The sequence below is a fragment of the Larkinella knui genome (genome assembly GCF_003858645.1).
Taxonomy (GTDB): Bacteria; Bacteroidota; Bacteroidia; order Cytophagales; family Spirosomataceae; genus Larkinella; species Larkinella knui.
Window position 1 is genome coordinate 34,350 of the sequence record NZ_RQJP01000005.1, and the last position, 24,079, is coordinate 58,428.

20 protein-coding genes are annotated in these 24,079 nt (G+C 52.5%); 11 read left to right on the forward strand and 9 right to left on the reverse strand.

What is annotated here, in order from left to right; translation table 11 throughout:
* The first annotated feature begins 54 nt into the window (after window positions 1-54).
* Entirely contained in the window at window positions 55-900 is an 846-nt protein-coding gene (locus EHT87_RS22505; RefSeq protein WP_124908936.1) for a cupin-like domain-containing protein, read from the forward strand.
* 100 nt (window positions 901-1,000) lie between these two features.
* Here the strand turns inward: EHT87_RS22505 and EHT87_RS22510 are convergent, their stop codons facing one another.
* Together EHT87_RS22510 and EHT87_RS22515 are read right to left on the reverse strand one after the other, a co-directional pair.
* Entirely contained in the window at window positions 1,001-1,504 is a 504-nt protein-coding gene (locus tag EHT87_RS22510) for a hypothetical protein (protein ID WP_124908937.1), read from the reverse strand.
* A 3-nt stretch (window positions 1,505-1,507) separates the two neighbouring features.
* Window positions 1,508-2,053 (reverse strand): DUF4468 domain-containing protein, encoded by a 546-nt coding sequence (locus EHT87_RS22515; RefSeq protein WP_124908938.1) that lies wholly within the window; start codon window positions 2,051-2,053, stop codon window positions 1,508-1,510.
* Window positions 2,054-2,328: 275 nt separating this feature from the next.
* On the opposite strand from EHT87_RS22515, the gene EHT87_RS22520 reads away from it, so the two are divergent.
* The 3 genes from EHT87_RS22520 (at window position 2,329) to EHT87_RS22530 (ending at window position 5,634) form a co-directional block, all read left to right on the forward strand.
* Window positions 2,329-3,483, forward strand: a complete 1,155-nt coding sequence (locus EHT87_RS22520) for an esterase (protein ID WP_124908939.1) — start codon at window positions 2,329-2,331, stop codon at window positions 3,481-3,483.
* 48 nt (window positions 3,484-3,531) lie between these two features.
* The gene (locus EHT87_RS22525; RefSeq protein WP_124908940.1) at window positions 3,532-5,073 is read left to right on the forward strand and encodes a carboxylesterase/lipase family protein; all 1,542 of its coding nucleotides are present in this window, start codon (window positions 3,532-3,534) and stop codon (window positions 5,071-5,073) included.
* A 159-nt stretch (window positions 5,074-5,232) separates the two neighbouring features.
* Window positions 5,233-5,634 carry a response regulator gene (locus EHT87_RS22530; protein ID WP_124908941.1) on the forward strand — a complete coding sequence of 134 codons (402 nt, stop codon included), beginning with the start codon at window positions 5,233-5,235 and terminating at the stop codon, window positions 5,632-5,634.
* 22 nt (window positions 5,635-5,656) lie between these two features.
* On the opposite strand, the gene EHT87_RS22535 is transcribed toward EHT87_RS22530, so the two are convergent.
* Complete coding sequence (locus tag EHT87_RS22535; protein WP_124908942.1) at window positions 5,657-8,758, reverse strand: PAS domain-containing sensor histidine kinase; 3,102 nt, start codon at window positions 8,756-8,758, stop codon at window positions 5,657-5,659.
* A gap of 220 nt (window positions 8,759-8,978) precedes the next feature.
* On the opposite strand from EHT87_RS22535, the gene EHT87_RS22540 reads away from it, so the two are divergent.
* From EHT87_RS22540 to EHT87_RS22550, 3 genes are all read left to right on the forward strand, one after another.
* Complete coding sequence (locus EHT87_RS22540; RefSeq protein WP_124908943.1) at window positions 8,979-10,121, forward strand: putative sensor domain DACNV-containing protein; 1,143 nt, start codon at window positions 8,979-8,981, stop codon at window positions 10,119-10,121.
* 180 nt (window positions 10,122-10,301) lie between these two features.
* Window positions 10,302-10,604 (forward strand): hypothetical protein, encoded by a 303-nt coding sequence (locus EHT87_RS22545; protein ID WP_124908944.1) that lies wholly within the window; start codon window positions 10,302-10,304, stop codon window positions 10,602-10,604.
* A 278-nt stretch (window positions 10,605-10,882) separates the two neighbouring features.
* Window positions 10,883-12,229, forward strand: coding sequence for a Gfo/Idh/MocA family protein (locus EHT87_RS22550; protein WP_124908945.1), 1,347 nt, complete (start codon window positions 10,883-10,885; stop codon window positions 12,227-12,229).
* 132 nt (window positions 12,230-12,361) lie between these two features.
* Here EHT87_RS22550 and EHT87_RS22555 read toward each other — a convergent pair whose 3' ends face one another.
* A complete protein-coding gene (locus EHT87_RS22555) occupies window positions 12,362-12,820 on the reverse strand; it encodes a GNAT family N-acetyltransferase (RefSeq protein ID WP_124908946.1) in 459 nt (152 codons plus the stop codon).
* Here EHT87_RS22555 and EHT87_RS22560 point away from each other — a divergent pair.
* The 4 genes from EHT87_RS22560 to EHT87_RS22575 all read left to right on the forward strand — a co-directional run bounded on the left by EHT87_RS22560 (window position 12,819) and on the right by EHT87_RS22575 (window position 15,348).
* Entirely contained in the window at window positions 12,819-13,160 is a 342-nt protein-coding gene (locus EHT87_RS22560; RefSeq protein ID WP_124908947.1) for a hypothetical protein, read from the forward strand. The two genes, EHT87_RS22555 and EHT87_RS22560, sit on opposite strands and share 2 nt — an antisense overlap.
* Before the next feature lie 133 nt (window positions 13,161-13,293).
* Window positions 13,294-13,749: a cold-shock protein gene (locus EHT87_RS22565; protein WP_124908948.1), complete on the forward strand. Its 456-nt coding sequence runs from the start codon at window positions 13,294-13,296 to the stop codon at window positions 13,747-13,749.
* Between the two features lie 594 nt (window positions 13,750-14,343).
* Entirely contained in the window at window positions 14,344-14,796 is a 453-nt protein-coding gene (tnpA, locus tag EHT87_RS22570) for an IS200/IS605 family transposase (RefSeq protein WP_124908949.1), read from the forward strand.
* 114 nt (window positions 14,797-14,910) lie between these two features.
* The gene (locus EHT87_RS22575) at window positions 14,911-15,348 is read left to right on the forward strand and encodes an EVE domain-containing protein (protein ID WP_124908950.1); all 438 of its coding nucleotides are present in this window, start codon (window positions 14,911-14,913) and stop codon (window positions 15,346-15,348) included.
* 132 nt (window positions 15,349-15,480) lie between these two features.
* Here the strand turns inward: EHT87_RS22575 and EHT87_RS22580 are convergent, their stop codons facing one another.
* The 5 genes from EHT87_RS22580 to EHT87_RS22600 all read right to left on the reverse strand — a co-directional run bounded on the left by EHT87_RS22580 (window position 15,481) and on the right by EHT87_RS22600 (window position 24,038).
* Window positions 15,481-15,963: a nitrate reductase associated protein gene (locus tag EHT87_RS22580; RefSeq protein WP_124908951.1), complete on the reverse strand. Its 483-nt coding sequence runs from the start codon at window positions 15,961-15,963 to the stop codon at window positions 15,481-15,483.
* A complete protein-coding gene (locus EHT87_RS22585) occupies window positions 15,960-17,441 on the reverse strand; it encodes a rubredoxin (protein WP_124908952.1) in 1,482 nt (493 codons plus the stop codon). The genes EHT87_RS22580 and EHT87_RS22585 overlap by 4 nt, the downstream gene beginning before the upstream one ends.
* Before the next feature lie 76 nt (window positions 17,442-17,517).
* Window positions 17,518-21,093: a nitrate reductase gene (locus EHT87_RS22590; protein WP_124908953.1), complete on the reverse strand. Its 3,576-nt coding sequence runs from the start codon at window positions 21,091-21,093 to the stop codon at window positions 17,518-17,520.
* A 102-nt stretch (window positions 21,094-21,195) separates the two neighbouring features.
* A complete protein-coding gene (locus tag EHT87_RS22595; RefSeq protein WP_124908954.1) occupies window positions 21,196-22,497 on the reverse strand; it encodes a NarK family nitrate/nitrite MFS transporter in 1,302 nt (433 codons plus the stop codon).
* A gap of 17 nt (window positions 22,498-22,514) precedes the next feature.
* On the reverse strand, window positions 22,515-24,038 hold the full coding sequence (locus EHT87_RS22600; RefSeq protein WP_124908955.1) for an alginate export family protein: 1,524 nt from the start codon (window positions 24,036-24,038) through the stop codon (window positions 22,515-22,517).
* Window positions 24,039-24,079: the final 41 nt, after the last annotated feature.

Consider the following 24,079-nt stretch of genomic DNA (forward strand, 5'->3'; position numbering starts at 1 on the left):
CTAACAGCGTATATATAAAACCCTTATCTATTCAAACGTATAAAATGATCGGCAATGGAGCAGATACAAAAATTAGACTCGATCAGTTACGGGCAGTTTATTGAAAACTACCTTAAACCCGGTATTCCGGTGGTTTTTAAAAATGCTTCCGCAAGCTGGAAATCCAACCGCCAGTTTGATCCCGATTTTTTTAGAAGCCACTTCGGGAATCATAAAACCGTCTATAAAGGGAAGGAATACTCGATGAACGAGATTCTGGATATTACCGAGAAAAGTACATTAGAAAACCCGGCTCCCTATCCGATTCTGTTTGAAATACCGCTGCAATTACCGGAGCTGCTTCCAATGGTGGATCCTATCGATATGGGGTACGCGTTTCCGAACTGGTTCCGGAATAAAGTTATGCCATATGGCAAGTTTGGAAACAGCATTCACCTGTTTATTGGTGGTCCGGGAAATCAATATTCGCTGCACAAAGACATGTATCACACGAATGCGTGGATTACGCAGCTGTATGGCGAAAAGAAATTCGTCGTGTTTCCGAGAGATCAGGAAGAACTGCTGTATCCGGAAAACGCCAGTTTTATTTCGCCGATCAATATCATGAAACCGGATTATGAAAAATATCCGAAATACAAAGATGCTACGCCGTTGAGCATCATTCTGAAACCGGGTGAAACCATTTTTATTCCGAACGGAATCTGGCACACAACGGTGGCTGCCAGCCATAATATCTCCCTGATTTTCGATCAGTTGAACGGCTATAATTTTAAGGCCTGGAAAAAAGATATGTACGATTATAGCAGGAAGAAAAGCAAACTCGTCGCCATTGCAAAATACAGTCTGGCGCAGACGCTGGGATCGATCTGCAAACTAAGCGAGATGACGAAATCGTATTGATGAATGCGCAGAGCGGTTTTTAAGCCGTCAGACTGACAGAAAACTCCCGGTAAGGTCCGCCTTCCGGGAGTTTTTTTATGAATCGAATGTCGCAAAATGGTCAGGATGCCGCACTTTTCCCGAAGGAAGCCAGCCAGAAGATCAGGCTAAAAAAAGCCGTTAGACTTCCGATGACAATCAGGCTCCATTTCAATACCGGCAGAAAATTCCACTTGGTCAGAAAGAAAATAGCGGCTACGAAAGCTCCTCCAAACAGGAATACATACCCCACGCCAATGTACAGAATGAAAGCCGTACCGACGCCGGAATTGCGGCTGTCGCGGTAATCGACGCCACCACAAATGAGGCTCGACAGGAGAATTGTGCTGAAAAAACCGACGAAGATGATCCGGAATAACCACCACCACGGGCTCCCCGGTGCCCAGAACAGTGGCACAAATGAGAGCAAAACCGCGGTAATGAGTAGAAACCAGCCACTATTCAGCAATTGATCGTTGCCAGCTTCGGTTACGGGTTCGTTGCGGGCGATCAGCATTCCGGCGATTGCGAGCATCAGAACCCAGGCCAGTTCGGGGCCCAGCAGATAAGCGGCTGTGCGGTTCATGAATTAAAACGCTTTGTAATTCTTCACCTCATCCTGAATCGACGCCAGCACGCCTTTGAATTGCTTGTCGAGTTCCGTGTATATCGCCCGCAAGTCCTTGTCGTTCTTTTGGCAATAGACTTCCACCGGAACCGATTTGCCGTCCGCTTCGAGTTCAACGTGCGTAATCGTTGCCCGGTATTTGCGGTTGGCACATTCGATGACGAACGTATACCGAAACGTGAAAACCCCGCCAGCCGACGTTTCTGAACGCGGCAAGGTGACGACCTGAACGGCTTTACCCACCAGATCACCGGTTTCTTTATCGCTCAGATTGAAGGATTCGCTGGCCGACCGAAACGACTGAGCGGCCCACAACCGGGCGCGCCGGAACAATTCGATTTGCGACACACTGCCGCAATCCACCACCTCGGCATAGGCGACTTTCTGGTTGATTACGGGTAAAATTCCGTGGATTTTCCCGTCGGTAACCACCGGCGGGCAATCGGCGTTGGCATTTTCGGCGATGATCATACCGGCAATCAGCAAGGTATAGAAGACAAATTTCATGGGTGTGTATTTGTTATTTTTGATTAAAAGTACGGTCGGCAGTACCGCCCTGTCCAGCCGGAAGCGACACCAGGCGGAATTGAATGAATAATCAGGGCCGAAAAGCGAATAGCTGGCGCAGCGGGCAGGACCGTTATTCGAAATGCTGACTGATAAATTGTGCTACTTATGCCTGAAATATTTCAAAAAATCTTTCTGTATTTTTTACAAAATGAATACTTTCCCTATTTTTGAAGAAAGACGCCAGTGGCGCCCAACCTTTATCCGAAACTGCTATGAATCGTAAGGTTACTTTTAACGGGTGGCTGATGCTGGCCCTGTTGCTGGGTTTTCAGGCCCTCGCGCAAACGCCCCCGCGCCAACCCACGCCCAACGACACGCTCAAATCGCCCAAAGTATTGACTGACAACCGGGTGGCGATTCAGATTTATGCTCCCAAAGCTAGTGAAGTGATCGTGTCGGGCGATTTTCTGGGGGGCGCAAAACCGCTGACTCTGACCAAAGATGCCAACGGCGTCTGGTCGGTGACGGTTGGCCCGCTGAAACCCGACTATTATACGTATACGCTGATGGTTGATGGCGTTCGGACGATGGACCCCAAAAATCCGGTCATCAAGCAGGGCATCAGTAGTCTGGAAAATGTGATGGCGTTGCCGGGTGCGGAAACGGTTTTTGAAGACAACCGGCCGGTTCCCCACGGCGAATTGCGGCAGGTCTGGTATCAGTCCAACACGCTGGGTATGGCGCGCCGGATGCATGTGTACACGCCACCGGGCTACGAAAAAGGTACGACTAAATACCCGGTTTTTTACTTGCTGCACGGTGGGGGAGACGACGATTCGGGTTGGCCCACGGTTGGCCGGGCCGGGTTTATTCTCGACAACCTGCTGGCGGCCGGTCAGGCAAAGCCCATGATTGTGGTGATGCCCAACGGCAGCATGCCGCTCCCGCCCTCAACGGGAATGCCCGACCAGACGACCATGCAGAAAATGCGGGCGTTGTTTGCCGATGAATTGGTGAAAGAAGTCATGCCCTACGTCGAGAAGAACTACCGGACACAGACCAACCGCGAAAGCCGGGCCATTGCCGGACTGTCGATGGGTGGTTTTCAGACGCTGGATCTGACCTTGTCCCGGCCCGAACTGTTCAATTATGTGGGCGTATTCAGCTCCGGTTTTTTCGGGCCTACCATCGACGAAGCCGAAACCAAATATGCCAGCGTATTGAAAGATCCCGGTTTTAACAAGAACAAGAAGCTATTCTGGATTGAAATCGGTAAGGACGATTTTGTGATGGATGCCAACAAAAAGACCCTGGCGCTGCTCGATAAACACCAGATCAAATACCAGTACAAAGAAACGGCGGGCGGACACACCTGGACCAACTGGCGGCAGTACCTCAACGAATATGTGCCGCTGCTTTTCCGGTAATGGCTTTCTGATTTGCTCAACATTGCTATCCTATTTCTTTTCCTTAGTGTGAAAATCCGCCTTGCCCTATTGCTGACCCTGGCCGTCACTTCATTAGCCGTCGGGCAGTCTTCAATCGTTGAAATTGCGAGCGGACGAATTGAAGGTACAACAACTAAAGCCGGCGATATCCGGGTTTTTAAAGGCATTCCGTTTGCGGCTCCACCCGTGGGCAACCTGCGCTGGAAGGCCCCGCAACCGGTAAAGGCCTGGGCTGGCGTCAGAAAATGTACGGCCTTCGGTCCCAGTCCGATGCAGGACAAACCCGCGCCGTTTAGGTACTGGTCGTCGGAATTTCTGATTCCTGAAGCGCCCATCGGTGAAGATTGTCTGTACCTGAATGTGTGGACGGGTGCCCGGTCGGCGGCCGAAAAACGCCCGGTTCTGGTATACATTTACGGGGGCGGTTTTCGGAGCGGGGGCGCGGGCTGCGCGATTTACGATGGGGAAGCGATGGCCAAAAAAGGCGTCGTTTTCGTGACGGTCAATTACCGGGTTGGCGTATTCGGTTTTCTGGCCCACCCCGAACTTTCGCAGGAATCGGGGTACAAGGCTTCCGGAAATTATGCGCTGCTGGACCTGATTGCCGCTTTGAAATGGGTGCAAAAAAACGCGGCTGCTTTTGGCGGTAATCCGGCCAATGTCACCATTGCCGGACAATCGGCGGGGGCTTCAGCGGTGAATTACCTAACTGCTTCTCCGTTGTCGAAAGGGCTTTTTCACCGGGCCATTGCCGAAAGTGGCGGGAGCTTTATTTCCAATCCGTCGCGGCCTACACTGACGTTGCAAAGCGCCGAACAGCAGGGTGTTGAGTTTGCGAAAAATCTGGGAGCGACTTCCCTCAGCGAGTTGCGGAACAAATCGGCGGAAGCTATTCTGAAGGCTTCCGGCGGGCTCAGTGCGCCCATCGTAGACGGTTATCTGCTGCCCGAAGGGATTTATGAAATCTACGCCAAAGCCCGGCAAAATGACGTACCGCTCCTGCTGGGCTGGAACCAGGACGACAAAGTGATGGGGGCACCGGTTAAAGCCGAGGTGTTTCGGGAGCAGGCAAAAAAGCGGTTTGGCGACCAGGTTGACGCTTATTTTGCCGTCTATCCGGCGGCTACCGAGGAAGAAAGTGCCCGGTCGCAGGGAAACAGCAACCGGGATGAAAGTTTTGCCATTCAGGATTACACCTGGGCCAAAATGCAGTGCCAAACCGGCAAAGCACCGGTTTTTCTGTACAATTTCAACCGGAAAGTGCCCGCCCACACGCCCCAGACGCAATTCGGTGCCTTTCATACCGGCGAGGTTCCGTATGCCTACAACAACCTCCATACGGTGGATCGGCCGTGGGAAGCCATTGACCAGAAAATTGCGGACGTGCTATCGTCCTATTGGGTCAATTTTGCCAAAACCGGTAATCCAAACGCCCGTAATCTACCGGTTTGGCCCACCTACAAACCACACCAGGAAAACGTCCAGATGATCGATCAGATCATTGAAAGCCGCCTGTTGCCTGACAAGGCCAAACTGGTGTTTTGGGAAAGCTATTACGGGCGTAAGTAAAAGAGTATGAAAACAATAAATTACCATATTAGTCTTCTGTCTTCTAAAACAGGAAACAAATGGTCTGCAAACGGGTTTAAGCAGAAAGAGTTTTTCTCAATTCTGGTATAGTGAGACAACGCCCCTGTTTTCCAGGCGCCTGCCCGTTGACAGATTTATATGAAGCCACTTGTATTGGTAGTAGACGACGATGAAGATGATTTGTGGCTGATGCAAAAGGCCATGCTCCAGATTGGTGGGATCTGTCAACTCAATCCATTTAGCGATGCTGCCAGTTTGCTGTCCTATCTGGAAAGCGCCGTGACAATGCCCAGCCTGATTTTAATCGACTACCATTTGCCCCGGATGGATGGTCTGGAACTGACCGAATTACTCCGGGAGAAACCGGCTCTGAAAACCGTTCCGTTTGCCTGGATGAGTTCCGAAATCGATCCCAGCTGGGAGATTCGCTGCCGGGAACTGGACGTGGCCTGGTGTTGGGTCAAACCCAACAACTACACGGCCTGGCAAGCCTTCATGTACCAGCTCTGTGGTACGCTGACCGTTTCCAAATCAAACTAATTTCGGATGCTGTGTGCCCGAATCAGCCGGGCAGACATACGATAAATGTGCTGCCCTGCCCTGGCTGGCTCCTGGCCGTGATAGCGCCACCGTGATTTTCCACTACCTTTTGACAGATCGCCAGGCCCACTCCCGTGCCGCTGTATACCGATTTGCCGTGTAACCGTTGAAAAACTTCAAAAATCCGGTCGGTGTATTTTTCATCAAAACCAATTCCATTATCGGTAACGCTAATCAGATGGTAGTGACTGACCTGCCGGTTTGGCCGGACAGTCAGGGGCAGTTCGGTGGCGGCCAGGTTGGCATATTGAATCTGGATTTGCGGAGGCAGGTTCGATCGGCTAAACTTGATGGCATTGGAAAGTAAATTCTGAAAGAGTTGGCCCAATTGCGAATAATCACCGTTGACAGTGGGCAGGTCGTCGATCTGGATGGTGGCCCCCGACTGGTGAATCTGCAATTCCAGCGTTTCGAGGACTTTCCTGGTGATTTCGGTTAATGAAACCGGGTCAAATGCCTGTTGCCGGGTCGAAATCCGCGAATAAGCCAGTAAATCTTTGATCAATTCCGACATACGCCCGGCCGATGACTGCATGCGATTGATGAGGTCCATGCCGTTCTCGCCCAGGCCCGAAGCATACTGGCTTTGCAGGAGGCTGCCAAACGACTGAATTTTGCGCAGCGGTTCCTGCAAATCGTGGCTGGCCACGTAGGCAAACCGTGTCAGGTTTTCGTTCGAGCGGAGTAAATCCTGATTTGAGTTTTTCAACTCCTGGGTCCGGGCCTGAACCTGGCGTTCCAGTTCGGCTTCGATCCGTTTCTGTTCATGAATATCGGTGGCCGTTCCTACCCAGAGCGTGATGGTGCCCGTTTCGTCCCGAACCGGCAAAACCCGGTTCAGATGCCAGCGGTACATGCCATCAGAAGCCCGACGGTAGCGGTTTTCGACCACAAAGGTATCGTTTGACTCCAGGCCGGTCCGGAATATTTTCGTGGTATAGACCAGGTCATCCGGGTGCACCACGGTCTGCCAGCCCCAGGCCTTGGATTGCTCCTGGTCGAGCCCGGTGTAGGTATACCATTGCTGGTTGAAAAAATTGACTTCTCCTTCCGGCGTACTGGTCCAGGTCATGGGTGAAATGGCTTCCAGAAGCGTTCGGAAGCGCAATTCGCTCGCTTCCACTTTCCGGCGGGCCATAACTTGCTCCGTAACGTCAATGGCGACATCAAGAATGGCATAAACCGTTCCATCGGCGTTGCGTAACGGTTTATACGTAAAATTGAAGTAATAAAGGCCAAGCTTGCCGTCTACGGCCAGTTCGGCTGCGGCTTCCTGCGAAGTATATTCGACGCCCGTGGCGTAGACGTCAGCCAGGATTTGCAGAAAAGGTTGGCCTATCAGCTCAGGCACGGCTTCCCGCAGCGGTTTTCCCGTAACGGAATCATCTTTTCCCCAATACCGCAGCATAGCCTCGTTGGGTAATTCGATGATCATGTCCGGGCCCGTAAACAGACAAATGGCCGCCGGCGCTTCTTCAATCAAATTGCGGAATCGCTGCTCACTTTCTTTCAGCGCCAGTTTCGCCTTTACCTGGGGAGTTACTTCGGTAGCCAGCACCATCAGGTCGGTGACATTCACGTCATCTTCGCGCATGGGGGCATACACATAATTAAAAAAGGCGTCTTCCAGCTGGCCGTGGCGGTGCAAACGGGCCGGCGTTTCAAATCCGTAGTGGGAAATGCCCGTCCTGTAAACGGTTTTTAACAACTCCTCGAAGCCCTGTCCCTTAATTTCCGGTAGTGCCTGCAGGAGCGGAAGCCCGATGATGCCAGGGTCTTTTCCCCATAATTCAAGGATGGCTTTGTTGGCAGTTTCTATAACCAGATCTGGCCCGTTCAAAATACTGATGGCTACCGGGGCCTGGGCAATCATATTCCGGAAACGTTCCTCTGCTTTTTTGAGCTGATTATCTTTTTCTTTCTGCTGCGTAATATCGAGCGCAATACCGGAAAAGGACACGGGCTTTCCGGTGCTGTTATACAGATACTGACCCAGTATTTTGATCCAGTGAATTTCTTGATTGGTCCAGATAAAACGCGCTTCGTAGTGTAACTTGCCCGTCCGGAGGGCTATGCGATACGCCTGATCCCGAACCGGTCGGTCCTCCACATGCGTATGATTCACAAATAAGTCCCGCGTGAGCCCGATGCGCTCTTCGCCCGTTAATATCCGGGCAAATGAAGGCGAATAAATGATCTCATTGGTTTCCAGATCAATTGAAAACGACCCGGAGCCGGACCCTTCCAGGGCCAGCCGCGCCTGTTGTTCAGACAAGGTGGCTTTTTCCCGCTCCAGAACTTCGGTGGTAATATCCTGGGCAACCCCGGAAAACCGGTAGGCCTGACCGGTTTCGGTAAAATGGGCCTGGCCGATGAAACGCACCCAGCGCAGTTTGCTGTCATTGGCTCCCACCGTGCGAAAACGGGCGTCGTACTGGCCCCCGGACGCCGGATTGAGCGCCCATTGGATGGTTTCGTTCACCTGGACCCGGTCGTCCGGGTGAACGTGCCGGAGCACCTGGTCGTAAGTAATCCGGCCGGTATCGACCAGCCCAAACAAGGCCATGCTGCGGTCGTCCCAGTTGATGTGGTTCTGACCGGGATCAAAATCCCAGGTTCCTAACTGGGCCGACTCGAGCGCAATACGCAGCCGCTCCTCGCTTTCGTTGCGCATCTGTAGCAGGGTGACCCGTTCCGTGATGTCCTGCATGGAACCAACCATTCGGACGGCCTCCCCATCCCGGTGCATGATGTAGCCCCGGTCGTAGATGGTGGCATAGGAGCCGTCGGCCCGGCGAAACCGGTATTCATCTGCCCAGTTACTGCCACCGTGATGGATGACGTGGTTGATACCGGTTATAATCCGGTCTTTATCATCGGGATGAACGTAATCGTGCCAGGAATTTGTCCCGACCTCGGCCGAAACGGGATAGCCGAATAAAGTAGTGTATCCTTCACTCCACCAGACGGTATTGGTTTGCAGATTCCAGTTCCATACCGCATCTCTCGTTGCCCGGGTCAGCAACTCAAATAACTCATTGCCCGTTCCTGAATCAGTATTCACAAGCTTGTTTCGTTCGCTACTTAACGCATTCTACCCTTAAAAATAACCAAATGCCCGTTAACTGTTGCCAGAAAATGAGTTTTGATTTCCGGTTCACGCGTTGGTTGTAACCGGAAACCGGTTGTAATATACGGTATTCTAACCGGGCCAGTTTCAAAAGTGGAACTTAAAACCTGCCTACGATCCTTTTCAATGCAGTCAATACCTGTTTACTTTGAATATGCATTCTGAATCTACTTATCAGGCCGCCCGGCTGGTGGCTGGAACGATAGAAACCTATTTCGCCCATCATTTTGCCACGGCAACCCGCAATGGTGGCCCTGAAATGGCCCACCAGCCGTATGCGCCCGAAATTGAAGCCATGATCGACACGGCTTTCTGGGCCAGTCTGCGGCACGAAGAAGGGTATTCACCGAAGGTTACGCTGGCGTTTTTGCCCCCCGGCAAAGCCGGTCAGCCCCTGATGTTTGGCCAACGGTTGCGGTTTACGCCCGCCGTTTTGACCAAACTGGCTCCCGCCGTGGAACGACCCGGCATTCACCTCGGTGTGTGGCACGAAAACGACGAATTATTCATTTGGGGCACAACGCGTGAAATTCCGGGCAACTGTTTTGTTCTGGAAGTAATTGAACCGGGCTTGCTGGTGATCAAACACCGCCGGATGGATGGATTTGGCAAGTTTGTCAATGTGGCCATTCTCAAAGGCGATGAGATTAAAATTGTGGACGAAGGCACAGCCCGGACGCCCGATTGCCCGTTTGTGGTTACCTCCATGCTGGGTTTCACGCTGCCATCGTTCTGGAACGATTCGATGAATATTCTGGTACAACTGGCGGTTTCGATGCGGGCTCACGGCCGGGGGGGCTCGCTGCTCGTTGTGCCGTCGGGCAGCCAGGTCTGGCGTGACTCCATCATTCAGCCCATTTCGTATCCGGTCGTGCCGGTATTCTCGCGGCTGGCGGATCTGTTGCTGCAGGAAACCGAGGAGGCTAATCAAAACGTATGGCGTGGAGCGGTCAGCCTGGCCGTCGAAGCCATTGCCGGCCTGACTTCGGTCGACGGAGCCACCATTATCAACGACCGGTATGAAGTGCTGGGATTTGGGGCGAAAATAGGCCGGTCCGAAACCAGCGACCGGGTCGAACAGATTATCATCACCGAACCCATCATCGGCAATCGGGCCGTGGTGGTACATCCCGCACAAACAGGCGGTACCCGGCATTTGTCGGCGGCTCAGTTCGTTTTTGATCAACGTGATGCCGTTGCCCTGGTAGCCTCGCAAGACGGTCGTTTTACGATTTTTACCTGGTCGACGAGCGATCGGATGGTGCATGCTCACCGGGTCGATTCGTTACTGCTGTAATAAAAAGCGCCGGAATCACCCCATTTTTGCCCGATAACTAACTTATAGAGCGATTTAGTAGTACAAATAACTTGTACTACTGCTTTTCTGTGTATTTTAGTCAAACCCTTAGTTACCTGTTCAATGGTTTTGCCTCCACAACCAAATCGGTACTACCTCGTTCACAATGAGCCCGTACTGTTGACTGAAACACTTCTGAAAGCACTTCAGCCACCCAACCGTCCCCAGCCTATCAAGTTGACAAAGCCCTGGCTGACGGCTTTCGGCTACTGGCCCGACCCTTCGGCCAACTCCTGGACCTACGAAGATTCGCGTTTAATTCCGGGTATGAATTGCTGGCTGTGCGTGCAAACCCGGCGGTATCTCCAGTATGTGCACGAGCTTCAGGATCTGTTTGAACAGGAATATCCCTATACCGTATTGCAACTGCGGACTGAACCTTCCAAGCTGTATCTGCCAACGATTCGCCAGCAGTGGGCATAAATGACGCCGGGCTCGACGAACTGAGCGGTTTCAGTGGCTTTCTTTGCTGTGCATTCCTTCGTAAAAGCTTCGCTGTGACGTTTCGATTCTGTAGCAGGACACGAGTCTGCTCACCCGTTCAGGTACTGAGAAAAATCGCATCGAATGCGGAAAACTGGTTTCGATGACAGTATTTTTTTCGTTCTATCTGCTTACATGGAGTAGGCTGTATCGCTGTGCGGTCGTTGCCGAATTCGTCCGATTCGCCAGCATCCCAAAACCTAAGCAACCTGTTTTCAATGGAAAATTCACGAAGAGATTTTATTAAGAAAGCCGCCTTGAGCACCGCCGGTATCACATTTGGTGGACTGGCTACGGGTCTGTCGGCGAAAAGCTACGCCAAAGTAATGGGGGCTAACGAACGGCTGAACGTCGCCATTGCCGGGTTGGGCCGGCGGCTGGGCGCTTATTACGAACCCATTTCGAAAAAAGACAGCAATGTCGAGCTGGTGTATCTGTGCGATGTGATGAAAAAACAGCGGGAAGCCGGTCTTCAGAAATTCTCGAAGTTTATCGACTATAAACCCAAGCTGGAAAACGACATCCGGAAGGTCATTGCCGACAAGAACGTGGATGTGCTGATCAATGCCACCCCCGACCACTGGCATGCGCCGGGAACCTGGCTGGCCGTTCAGGGGGGCAAGCACGTGTATGTTGAAAAACCGTGTAGCCAAAATCCGCGGGAAGGCGAAATTCTGGTCGAAATTCAGAAAAAATACGGCAAAGTGGTGCAAATGGGCAATCAGCAACGCTCGGCTCCGGAGTCGATCGACGTGATTGGCCAGATTCATAACGGTGCCATTGGAACGCCCTACAAGGCCGTTGCTTTTTATACCGCTTCCCGGGGCGAAGTGCCCGTGCCTAAAGCGGCACCCGTTCCGGACGGGCTGGATTGGGACCTGTTTCAGGGACCGGCTCCCCGCCGACCGTATACGCACGATACCTGGGACTACAACTGGCACTGGTACGGCTGGCACTATGGTACGGCCGAAAGTGGCAACAACGCGACGCATGAACTGGATGTGGCCCGTTGGGCTTTGCAGGTGGAGTTTCCGGAATTTGTAACGGTTGAGGCCGCAAAACGGCACTTTCTGGACGACGGCTGGGCCATGTATGACACGATGGATGCTACCTTCCGGTTTCCGGGCAACAAAGTCATCAAGTGGGACGGCAAAAGCCGGGATGGATATAAAACCTACGGCAGCGACCGGGGCACCATCATTTATGGCAGCACGGGCAGCGTATACGTAGACCGCGACGGGTATCGGCTTTTCAACCGCGAGGGCAAGCTGGTGAAAGAAAGCAAAGCGAAAGGATCGGAAGCTGGAACGGCCCTGGGCGGTGGTGGCGATATGACCACGCTCCATGTGGTGAACTTCTTTAACGCCATCCGGGGCAAAGAAAAACAGAATTCGACCATCGACGAAGGCGCGAAAAGTACGTTGCTCTGCCACCTGGCCAACATCGCCTACCGGACGAATAAGCCGCTGGATATCGACTCGAAAAACGGCCATATCCGCGACAACAAAGAAGCCATGAAGTTGTGGAGCCGGGAATATGAAAAAGGCTGGGAGCCGAGCGTGTAAGCGAAGAGCTATCGTGTTTTAATCCGTTACGCCAGCCGCCTGCTTGTGAAGGGTAGATCTCATTTCAATACCGAATACCGTGGCGGGTCTGACGGTCGATCGGAGTGATCGACCGTCAGACCCGCCACGGTATTATTTCAAATAAAGTTTCATTCCTGCGTGCGAGTCGATAAACCCGAGCGACTCGTAAAACCGTAGTGCGTCGGGGCGCTTTTTGTCGGTAGTCAATTGAAGAACGTGCGCTTTTTTAGAACGGGCTCTTTCAATGGCGTATTGAAAAACCGCTTTCCCGATGCCTTTGCCCCGGTATTCGGCCTTCACCCGTACGGCTTCGATTTGGGCTCTAATTCCGCCCTGGTAGGTCAGGTACTGAATGAAACTCAACTGAAAGGTTGCCACAATTTCGGTATTCAGCACGGCAACCGTTAGTTCCTGGTGCGGATCGGCCGAAATGCTGGCAAACGCCCGGGTGTACGAATCCGGTAAGGGCCGTTCAAACTTCTCCCGTTCGGCTCCTAACTGATCATCGGACAGCATTTGGATAATTTCAATCAGGTCCGATTCGGTGGCTAATCGGTAGGTTATCTGCATGTTGGCTTCTGTTTTAAATCCATTCCGGCTTTTGTTTCGCGTTGGTAAGGAAGCCAAAACGGGGTTGAGGTGTAAGCATGGACGGAATGCGGATTTCCGTAAAAATCAAAACAAGGAAGAAACGGAATGGTCGGCTTTTGATGCTCCATACGGCTTCTGCGGGCTGCTCAAAAATAAGGCTATTTGTGGTGAATATAAACCGGAACGGGCGTTCTTTCAAAACCGGATAAATTCCCAAAAAGAGGTTCTGAAGTTAATTTCACCGAAAAAATGCAGCGAACCGTTGGTTTTAGGAAGCAATTCAGCCGATAATGAACTTATTTCCCCGGAACCTGATTAAAAATAATATATCCCTCTCGTCACAATACCGCTTCTTTGTCAGATCTTCACCAATCGAAAAGCTTCCGGAGATGTAAGGGGGCTATCCGCAGTGGCGGATAGTCAGAATTGACCACCAAAACAATTACCAAATTATGGGTAGAACTCAAGAGACGTTTAATAAAAAGGAAAAAGAAAAGAACCGGCAAAAGAAGAATAAAGAAAAGGCTGAGAAGAAAGAAGAGCGGAAAGCCAATTCGGATAAAGGAAAAGGTTTGGACGAAATGATGGCGTATGTCGATGAAAACGGTAATATTTCGTCTTCGCCCCCAGATCTGCGCAAGAAAAAAACTATAAATACGGAAGATATACAGATCGGGGTTTCCAGACAAGAAGCCGGTGTCCCGCAGGAAGTTATCAGAAAAGGTACGGTGACGTTCTTCAATGAGTCGAAAGGATACGGCTTTATTAAAGATCAGGAAACACAGGATAGCGTTTTTGTGCACATCAGCGGCCTGGTTGATGCGGTTAAAGATGGTGATAAAGTAACTTTTGAGGTTGAAATGACTGCCAAAGGCCCCAATGCCCGTGACGTGAAGAGAGCCGTTTAAACCGGTTTTAAGAGCAGCACGTTGAAAATCTTATGGTATAGCAGAAACCCGGCCTACGTGTCGGGTTTTGTTTTTTGGATTTATGCCGATCGCCTGATCCGGTAACGAATCCGTAGGGTATGTTCCCATGCCGGTGATTCCATGCCGCGACCATGATTCCATTCCATGCCGATGATTCGATGCCACACGATCATGATTCCATGCCACGGCCATGATTCCATGCCACGATGATCCCATCCCGCGATGATTCCATCCCGCGATGATTCCATAGGGCGGTGCCCTATGCTAATGATGATGCCCCGTTGGGGCGGGTGCTACAAATAGGCTAATTCGCTTTCGCCCTGAAAGGGCATGATCATTAGCATAGGGCACCGCCCTATGGAATCATCGGCATGGCATGGAATCATGGTCGTGGCATGGAATCATGGCCGCGGGATGGAATCATGGTCGTGGGATGGAATTATGGTCGTGGAATGGGATCATGGCCGCCCTATGAAATCACGCCCGAGGGATGGGATCATCGGCATGGGTTCATAAATTTTTGATAATTTTTCATCGGTTTATTATATTGTGCAAACAATAAAAAACCACACCATGCCGCAATCCTTAACCAAAGTTTATGTTCACCTTGTTTTTAGTACCAAATACCGCGAACCCGTCATTGGCGATGAGGTAAAAGACGAATTGTATGCCTATCTGGGCGGTATTTGCCAGCAACTGGAGTGTAATCCCATAAAAATTGGCGGTTATTACGATCACGTGCATATCTTATGCATTCTATCAAAGAAAATTGCTCTCGTGAAATTGCTGGAGGAGGTGAAAAAAAGCTCGTCGAAATGGATGAAAACGAAAGGATTTAATTACCGAAACTTTTATTGGCAGGACGGTTATGGAGCCTTTTCAGTGAACCCGTCGCAGGTCGATACCGTTGTTCGGTACATCAGCAATCAATATCAGCATCACGGAAAAACCACGTTCCAGGACGAATGTCGGGGTATTTTTCAGAAATATGGCATAGCGTATGATGAGCGTTATGTATGGGATTGAGCAGGACGGTAGCCAAAACAACGAGGGATCTGCCTGGAGCGGGAACGCTTAAAGGCCAATTCCATAACGACTGAAACCGGCATCTTTCGTGCCGTATCAAACCGCACTTGACTTATGCAAGATTCGACACAATACTGGATAGCCGTAGCCTCGAAAGATCATGTCATGCGGGGCGTGGCGGGCGGATTTATGCAGGCCAACCACGGCAAGCAAGCTCCGCTGAAACGGATGAAACCCGGCGACTGGATAATCTTCTATTCGCCCAAACAAATCCTGGAAAGCGACGAGAAATGCCAAGCGTTTACGGCAATCGGGCAGGTCCGCGATGACGAAATTTATCAATATTCCATGACGGAAAATTTTGCCCCTTTTCGGCGAAATGTTCAATTTCAGGCCGCGAAGGAAGTTTCCATCCTGCCGCTTATTGATGCACTTGACTTCATTCCGAATAAGAAAGCCTGGGGCTATCCGTTCCGATTTGGCTTTTTTGAGATCGGGCAGAAAGATTTTGATCTGATTGATAGCCAAATGCGTGGTGACGCCCGTGTGTAGCCGGTCGGGGAGACGTCCCATTTTTTGGTTACGGTGAAAGACCTGAAAGTTTTGCTGAATTCAGGAGATGGCGGCTTGCAAGATCAAAAAAGCTTACCCGCGACGGTTCAAATGCCGGGCATTGGAGCAACGCTAGAGCGACCGGTTTTCAATCCCGAATTCGTTCAGGGCACGGGGGAAATTTTTTCCTTCATGACCCGAGCGGCACAATTTGATCAACGCAAACCGCTGGAGCACATCCAGCCCAATCCATTGCCGGAGCGTCAGCGGTGCACAGCTAAATTCCAGTGCTTTTTCCTGCACTTCACCGGGAACCTCGCCCAACAGATCCCAGGTGGCCTCCACCGGGGGTAGATCCGTGACGGTTTTCTGACAACGCTCGGCCACCCGATGGATCAGATACTGGCGGTACTGTTCGATTTCCGGCGCGGTATAACACGGGCGGTTCGCCAGCTCGCGTTTTTCATCGACCTGCAATTTCACCCATTCGGGGAGTTTCAGCTTGATGCCGCACGCATCGAGTTTGTAACGGACAATCATCGGAATGCAGCGAAAGGTGTCGACAAAGTCGTTCTCAAAAGCAAAATAAACGGGATTAACAGCCTGCGGTTTCATCGGAAAGTCGAAAGTTGGTTGGTCAATTCCAGCTGAACTTCCTGGAACTCGGTTTTGGGCGCATCGCAGGTAGAACAGCTGTAATCGTTTGGTAACTGGCTGAATACCAAGCCGGGCGAAATGCCGCGCCGTTCGTCGCCATAGTGAGGATCGTAGACCGTAAAGCAATGCGGACACTGGTGCAAGCGATGGGCCGCAACGGGTGCCGGTTCGGGATTTTCCGGTTCCAGCCGGACGGCTTTTCCCGTTTCCAGCGAACGGCGGTTGCTGAATTTCCGGCACAATCGGTCGATCTGGTAAGGCAGAAACGGCTTGAGCAGTCCTTTCTCAAACGGAATATACGTTCGGCTGTTCGGGTTGAAGTTTTCCGTATAATACAGGTCATACACGCTGAAAAGCGCCAGTTGCCCGACCCGGAGCAGCGGACGTTTGCGCACCAGCACGGAGCCGAATACCTCCGATTTCGGGCGGGTTTGCACGCCAAAACACAATCCGAACGTCCGCATATCGTATTTTTCGAAATACCGGATGACGTAGTTTTTCAGTTGCATACCGTCGTCGCTGTGGTCTTCGGTTTGCCACGCCAGTTCGTTGGCCGCATGCCGCACGTTGATGTTGTGTTTGCCCAGCACAAACGACCAGAGCCGCCGGTCTTTTTCTTCAATTCCTTTAATAATCAACGACTTCCACGGCGTGACGCAGATCTCACCCAGGCGGGTTTTGAGGCATAACGTACACAGGTCCAGCAGAAAATCGATGGAAAATTGCTCGTCCCGGCGGTATAATCCGAGCCACGACCGCTCACCGTAGCGGTTGAACCCTTCGTAATACGGCAGCGAAAACTCCGGCAATTCAACCTCCTGCGTCGCCGGTTGGGTAATAAAACCCGCGCGGCTCGTGACGGTTTTGTGCAGCGTCTCCGCATCCAGACAGTCCGATGCTCCGTCCAGCAGAGCCGTTGAAACGGCTTTGGCCAGGCGACCCAGATCGTTGGTATAAATCAGTTCCGGCCAGCGAAAAACCGTGTTACTCTGCTTCGGGCGAACGTACAAATACCAGAAATGGGGTTCGGGCGAGGCAATAAAATTAAGATTTCCCGTAAAAAAGGGCGTAAAACTCTGGTTGGAATCCGACAGGTTGATCTTTAACCGGGGCTGCTCATCGAACTGATCCAGCACCGTATGATATTCCCCTTCCCGCAGCCACGCGCCCGTTCGAAACACGTCTTCTCCGCAGTATGAACTGATGATGTTGGGATACTGATCGGTATTGATTTCGTACGGAATCGGGTGTTTTTTCAGCTCTTTCTCCAACGCACGCAGGTCCTCATAATGCACCGTCATGAGCAACTGCTGCCGGGCACCAAAACGCACGTTCCGGACGTTGGCCGCCCGGGCCGGAACCAGCACATTCTGCAACGCACCAGGCGAGACAATCCCGGCCGGAAGGTTGACTTTCAAGGTGTAATAATCTCTCATTTTGATGATGAACGATGGGTAATTGAGTGAATTAGTGATTGAGCGATTGAGTGAAAAAACCGCGTGAGCCACTCAATCACTCAATCACTAATTCACTCATTTTTTCCAAAATACTCCGCACTTCCGGGCGACACGACCCGCAGCCGGTTCCGGCACCGGTTTTCTGGCATAACTGCTGGAAATCGGTGCACCCCGCCTGAATGGCGCGCTCCAGATTGCCCTGACCAACGCTGTTGCAGGAACACACCAGTTTGCCCTCCATCGGGTCGACGGCTTTGCTGGCCCGCAGCAGTTGCAGGCGTTTTTCCGACAGTTCGGTTCCCTTGGCAATCAGGTCGCGGAACTCCGCAAATTCGTTTTTATCCCCAATCAAAATGGCCCCCACAAGCTTGTCGCCCTGAACGATGCATTTTTTATAATACCGTTTCGACTTGTCGATGAAAACAATTTCTTCGTAGCTGGCATCATTCGGGGGCGTTTCGGCCAGTCCGATGCTGCACAAATGCAACCCTTCCATTTTGAGAATACTGATCGAGACGCTGCCGCGATACGGTTTGGAAACATCCCCGGCGATGAAACCGGCGGCAATTTCGGCCTGCTGCTCGGCGGCCAGCGTAATACCCCACATCTGACCATTCCACTGCGCCAGTTCGCCCGCGGCAAAAATGTCCGGGTCCGACGTTTGCAGGTAATCATTCACCACCACGCCCCGGTTGCAGTCGAGTCCGGCTTCCCGCGCCAGTTCACTATTCGGCTCCGTACCGATGGCAATCACCACGACCTGACACGGTATTTTATGGCCCGATTTCAACTGAATGCCTTCCACTTTGGTAGTTCCGGCAAACGTCTGGACTTCCTCGTTGAAAAACACATCAATGCCGCGTTCTTTCAATTCCAGATACAACAGCTCGCTCGCCAGCGGATCGATCTGGCGTTCCATAAACCGCCCCGCCCGCTGAATCACCGTCACCCGCACGTTGATCTGACGCAGCGAAGCCGCCAGTTCCAGCCCCAGTAAACCGCCCCCCACAATCACCGTGTGCGGTTCGGAACCATCTTTCGGTTGCGTCAGGAAAGGCAGCAGCGAATCGGCATCGAGCCGTGACCGCATGTTGAAAATTCCCGGTAATGGCGGAACACCCCGGGGCATAAACGCCCGGCTTCCCGTGCCAAGCAGCAACTTGTCGTAGGTGTGTTCGGTGCCATTGCTGTCGATCAGAACTTTGGCTTTTCGGTCGATGTGGACGATGCTGACGCCCTTGTGAACGATGATGTTGGCTTCTTCGAACTGGTCCTCGCGCAACTTGACGAGTTGCTCCCACGACTGCGCCCCGCTGATGTAATCGGGCAGCAACACCCGGTTGTAAAACGGATAAATTTCTTTGGAGAAGACGTGAATTTCGTCTTCCGAATTCAAGGTTCGGTAGGCATTGATAAAACCCAACCCCGCCGAACCGGCTCCAATGATGACGATTTTCTCAACCGGTTTGCGGTAAGGGACAACCTCGACTGCCGAAAACTTGAAATCCGGCTCCTTGGAACGGGGGTCGATCAGGGCGTTTGTCAGGTTGTTGGCGCGGTTCAGACTGCTCTTTCTTGGACCGTCGACCGGCATTTTTCCCCAGTGCATGGGCAGAAAGCACAAACCGGGCCGCACATCGTCGGTGAGCTGGGCCTTGACGCGCACCTCCCCCCGCCGACCCCGCACTTCGACCAACTGACCATCCTGAATGCCCCGCGCCTTCGCGTCGTCGGGATGGATTTGCAAAAACGGTTGCGGACTGTGCTGGTTGAGCTTGGCAACCCGACCGGTTTTGGTCATCGTGTGCCACTGATCGCGAAGGCGGCCCGTGGTCAGCACCAGCGGAAAGTCCTCGTCGGTGGGTTCAGACGCGTTTTCGTCGGGAACCGCATGAATCTGCGCGCGACCGTTGGCGGTATAAAACCGGTGATCGGTAAAGAGCCGTTTGGTGCCGGTTTCCGGTATACGGTTTTCAGTATACGGTTTTCCCTGCTCTTCGTTTTCCTTTCGTTCTTTCTCCGAAAACGGCCACTGAATCGTCCGGTATTTTTTCAGCAACTCATAACTCACGCCCGTTACATCGACGTTCGTACCCGCGGTTAACTGGACATATTCCTGATACACTTCTGCGCAATTCGCATAAGTAAACGATTCGCCAAAACCCATTTTCTGCGCAAACCGCCAGAGGATTTCCGAATCCGGCAAGGCTTCGCCCGGCGCATCGATGACTTTGGGCAGGTACGCAATCCGGCGTTCGGCGTTGGTCATCGTGCCCTCTTTTTCGAGCCAGGCGGCCGCGGGCAGCACCACATCGGCAAAGCCAACGGTATCCGCGCGGTTCGAAACGTCCTGCACGACGACAAAACGAGCCTTTTTCAACGCCAGTTCAGCCGCATTGACATCCGGCATACTCACCAGTGGATTCGTGTTGATGATCCAGATGGCTTTTAATTTGTCATCCGCCAACGCTTCGAACATCTCCGTGGCCGTCAGACCGGGTTTGGGCGCAATGTTGACCGGACCTTTCCAAAACGCTTCCACCTCGGCGCGGTGGGCCGCATTCACCACGTCGCGGTGGGCGGGGAGGCTGTTGGCTAATCCGCCGGTTTCGCGGCCACCCATCGCGTTGGGTTGTCCCGTCAGCGAAAACGGTCCGTTACCCGGTTTGCCAATTCGTCCGGTAATCAAATGTAAGTTGATGAGTGACAGGTTTTTATTGACGCCAATCACCGACTGGTTCAGACCCATCGTCCAGAGCGACAAAAAACCCTTCGAGCGACCAATCCAGTCGGCGGCTTGCCGAATATCATCGGGCGAAATGCCGCAAAGGTCAGCGGCTTCCTCAACGGTGCGCTCCATCACCTGATCGCGGTAGGCGGCAAAACCGTCGGCATGGTGGGTGATAAAGTCAATATCGATGTCGCCGTTCTCGATCAGCAACCGGCCGATGGCGTTGTTCAACACAATGTCGGTGCCGGGGCGAAGGGGCAAATGCAGGTCCGACGAGCGGGCGGTATCGGTTTTTCGAGGATCGACGCAAATGATTTTGACGTGTGGATTGGCGGTTTTATGCGCTTCGATCCGTCGCCAGAGAATGGGGTGACACCAGGCCGGATTGGCACCCTGTACCAGAAAAACATCAGCTTCTTCGATGTCGTCGTAGCAAACCGGTACGGAATCTTCCCCGAGCGAGAGTTTGTAACCCACCACCGCCGAACTCATGCACAGACGGGAGTTGGTATCGATGTTGTTGGAGCCAATAAAGCCTTTGATCAGCTTGTTGACCAGGTAATATTCTTCCGTCAGACACTGGCCTGACACATAAAACGCCACCGAATCCGGTCCGTACTTCTGAATGAGGGTCTTAAAAACCGCAGCCGTACGATCCAGCGCAGCATCCCAGCTCACCCGCTGCAACGGCATCGACCGGTGGAGCCGCATCTGCGGATACAGCAACCGATCCGATTGATCCATCACCGTATAATGCAGATTCATCCCTTTCGAACACAGCATGCCGCGGTTGGAGGGATGACTTTTATCCCCTTCCACCGTCAGCCGTCCATTTTGCTCCTGTTTGACTACGATTCCACAGCCAACCCCACAGTAGCAACAGGTAGTTTGATGAGACATGGTTTGAATGATGAATGATGAATAATGAGTGATGAATGTGGGACGATGCATAGTAAATAGAACTGCGTTAGCTAATTCATCATTCATCGTCCATCATTCTTTTTAAGCCGTTTGAAGTTCGGTTTCGGCGGTTTTTACGACGGCGGTTTTGCCGAAATTGACGAGGAAGAGCAACAGGCCGGTCGCGGCAACAATTCCACCGATGTAGAGGAAGGCCTGTCCGTAACTGATCGATTGCGATTTGAACAGGAAGCCCATCAGCATACCGCCAAGGTTACCACCGGCACCGACGACTCCCGAAATGACGCCGACGGCTTTCGGATTGACAAACGGCACGATGGCGTAGGTGCTGCCATTGGCCATTTTCAGGAACAGCGCGAAGGTGATCATCGAAACAATCGCCATCGACAGGCTACCCGACTGCGCGAAAAGCGTAATGCCAATCCCTTCCATTAGCAGCAAACCGGCCAGTAACAGCCCTTTGCCACGCATACCGTATTGGTTCCCCACTTTGTCGGCGACAATTCCGCCGAGGGCGCGGGCAAAAATGTTCATGAATCCAAACAGCATGGCCCAGAAACCGGCTTCGGTTTCTTTCATGTCGAAATTGTCGAAAAAGTAGAGCGATGCCACGCCGTCGAAGGTGATTTCCATCCCGAAGCAGCAGGCATACGCCAGCGCTAACGCCCAGACGCGGATGTCGGAGCAGGCTTTCCAGAAACTGATTTTCTCGCCTTTCACCGTCGACCGCTGGATCTCGTCGAAGTTGCCGTTCGGCGTATCTTTCGTGTAGCGGAAATACACAAATGCCATGATGAGCATCAGGACGCCCGGCACAACCATCGCCAGCCGCCAGGCTTCGGGCTTGGTGTAGCCAAACCCGATAATTGTCGCCATAATCAGCGGCATGGCCAGTTGTGTGATGCCCCCACCGAGGTTGCCCCAGCCGCCAGCGACGGCATTGGCCGTTCCTTTGATTTTGGGCGCAAACATCATCGACGTGTGAAACTGCGTGATGACAAACGACGCCCCAATGACGCCAATTGCCAGACGGAACAGCAAAAACGTGGTGTAATCGTGGGCCAGGCCGACGAACATAACCGGAAACGCACCCAGCACGAGCAAGGCCGTATAGGTTTTACGCGGTCCCCAGGTGTCGCATAGCTTGCCAACGATCAGCCGGGCAAAAATGGTGGCCGACACGGCGGCAATGATCGTATTCCCGACTTCGGGTTTGGTCAATCCCAGATCCGCCCGGATGGCGGGCATCAGCGGGGCCAGGCCGAACCAGCCGAAAAAGCAGACAAAAAACGTCATCCAGGTGATGTGAAACGTCTTCATCTGAATGCCTGAAAAACTGAAGATGGGAAGTGATTCCAGCGGTTTGTTTGCGTGTGCGTTCATGATTTTTCGGTTTATGATTAGAGGAAAGTAGGGCGGATGTTGATCATCAAATACGCCCAGGTTCCCAGTTTATCTTTCTGATTCATCGTGGTTTGCTTGGTATACTCCAGCGAATTCGTTCCCTTCATAATCGCGTACCCGGCTTCGAGCATCGTGAATTTATTCAGGCTGTAAGTCGCGGTAAAATCATATTCCATCCCCAGCTTCGAGGGTAGCGTAGAACCGGTTGCCGCATCCGGCATTTTGTTGAACGTGGTAGCAGCCAGGGCAAAGTAATGCACGTCGAGGGCGGTGGTCAGGCGTTTCCCGGCGTATTTAAACTTCAGAAATGCATCTTTCAAGCCACCCGCTGGCGCACCGGTGCCGACGTAGAAGTAATCCATGTAGCCCCAATGCTTGTGCGGGGTGCCGTACAGCGGATCGAAACGACCGGTTTCTCCCGGTTTTGCCGTCGCGGCATTGGTGCCGGACAGGATTTCATACCCGGGACTGACACTCAGCAACCCTTTCTGGAACGTGACATTGGCACCGTAGTGATAGGCGTTCCGGATGCGCAGACCGTCGCGGTCTTTGCCGCTTTGCAGATACCCGAAAGCCTGCCACAGAATCTGACCGGTTTTTACGGCCGAAAGCGTAGCCTGACCCGTCAGCATCGCGCCATAGGTCAGACGGGAATGGACGCCCGGAACATCATAACGCCGGCCATATACGTAACCCGTTGCCGCACTGCCCAGCGAGTCGATGCGGTATTTCGAGAAATCGTCTTTAAAGAGTAAAGCCGAGAATTTGGTGCCGCCAAATTTCCGGGTGAGATACGCCATCTGGAACGCCTTGAACTGCTGATTCTGGCCGTTGGTGCTAACCGCATTGGCTACCACCGGTGCTCCGCCTTTGCCAGCGGTGGGCAAAAAACCGCCCGGAATCGCCAGCGAAACGTTTTTGTTGGAAAGGGCCGACGCTGGCGCATTGGCGGGAGTGTAATACGTGCCGGTGTTGCCGAAGGCATCGGAATTCTGATTAAAACCGACCCCCAGATCGAGCGCCCAGCCGTGGTGTTGCGCTTTCAGGATAGCCGCATCAAACCGGCGGGCCTGCTGGAGCCAGTCGAGATTGCCGAGCAGCCGAACGTCGTCGTATACCAGCTCCTGACGCCCAATTTTCAGGGATAACTTGTCGATGGGCCGGAATTTCAGCGTGCTGTCGGCGGCATTGATGAGCGTCAGATCGGCCCAGGCTTCGTGGACCATCAGGCGGTTTCCGTCGGCATTGCTGATGGTGGAAGCATCCTGGCCCCACACCCGCACATCCTGCACGGAAACGTTGAAAAGAACGCGGTCCCATTTATAACCGAATGTCAGTCGGGTGCGTTGCGAGGTAAAAGCGGCCGCCCGGCTATTTTTGGGCGTCAGGTTGCCGTAGCCGTCGCGCAGTTCCGTACGGGTACGAAGCTGGCCGGTCAGCGAAACCTGGGCGCGGAGTTGGGTATGGAAAATAATCAGCAGAGCGCACAGAAGCGCCAACCGCCTGAAGTAGAATTTCATGGCATACGTGGGTTGAAAGAAATGAAGCGGCCGGTGCAAAA

What these genes read in the sequence shown, in the direction of transcription:
- EHT87_RS22505 (WP_124908936.1), top strand. Translation starts at nt 55, where the DNA reads ATGGAGCAGATACAAAAATTAGACTCGATCAGTTACGGGCAGTTTATT.
- EHT87_RS22510 (WP_124908937.1), bottom strand. Translation starts at nt 1,504, where the DNA reads ATGAACCGCACAGCCGCTTATCTGCTGGGCCCCGAACTGGCCTGGGTT.
- EHT87_RS22515 (WP_124908938.1), bottom strand. Translation starts at nt 2,053, where the DNA reads ATGAAATTTGTCTTCTATACCTTGCTGATTGCCGGTATGATCATCGCC.
- EHT87_RS22520 (WP_124908939.1), top strand. Translation starts at nt 2,329, where the DNA reads ATGAATCGTAAGGTTACTTTTAACGGGTGGCTGATGCTGGCCCTGTTG.
- EHT87_RS22530 (WP_124908941.1), top strand. Translation starts at nt 5,233, where the DNA reads ATGAAGCCACTTGTATTGGTAGTAGACGACGATGAAGATGATTTGTGG.
- EHT87_RS22540 (WP_124908943.1), top strand. Translation starts at nt 8,979, where the DNA reads ATGCATTCTGAATCTACTTATCAGGCCGCCCGGCTGGTGGCTGGAACG.
- EHT87_RS22550 (WP_124908945.1), top strand. Translation starts at nt 10,883, where the DNA reads ATGGAAAATTCACGAAGAGATTTTATTAAGAAAGCCGCCTTGAGCACC.
- EHT87_RS22560 (WP_124908947.1), top strand. Translation starts at nt 12,819, where the DNA reads ATGTTGGCTTCTGTTTTAAATCCATTCCGGCTTTTGTTTCGCGTTGGT.
- EHT87_RS22555 (WP_124908946.1), bottom strand. Translation starts at nt 12,820, where the DNA reads ATGCAGATAACCTACCGATTAGCCACCGAATCGGACCTGATTGAAATT.
- EHT87_RS22565 (WP_124908948.1), top strand. Translation starts at nt 13,294, where the DNA reads ATGGGTAGAACTCAAGAGACGTTTAATAAAAAGGAAAAAGAAAAGAAC.
- tnpA (WP_124908949.1), top strand. Translation starts at nt 14,344, where the DNA reads ATGCCGCAATCCTTAACCAAAGTTTATGTTCACCTTGTTTTTAGTACC.
- EHT87_RS22575 (WP_124908950.1), top strand. Translation starts at nt 14,911, where the DNA reads ATGCAAGATTCGACACAATACTGGATAGCCGTAGCCTCGAAAGATCAT.
- EHT87_RS22580 (WP_124908951.1), bottom strand. Translation starts at nt 15,963, where the DNA reads ATGAAACCGCAGGCTGTTAATCCCGTTTATTTTGCTTTTGAGAACGAC.
- EHT87_RS22585 (WP_124908952.1), bottom strand. Translation starts at nt 17,441, where the DNA reads ATGAGAGATTATTACACCTTGAAAGTCAACCTTCCGGCCGGGATTGTC.
- EHT87_RS22590 (WP_124908953.1), bottom strand. Translation starts at nt 21,093, where the DNA reads ATGTCTCATCAAACTACCTGTTGCTACTGTGGGGTTGGCTGTGGAATC.
- EHT87_RS22595 (WP_124908954.1), bottom strand. Translation starts at nt 22,497, where the DNA reads ATGAACGCACACGCAAACAAACCGCTGGAATCACTTCCCATCTTCAGT.
- EHT87_RS22600 (WP_124908955.1), bottom strand. Translation starts at nt 24,038, where the DNA reads ATGAAATTCTACTTCAGGCGGTTGGCGCTTCTGTGCGCTCTGCTGATT.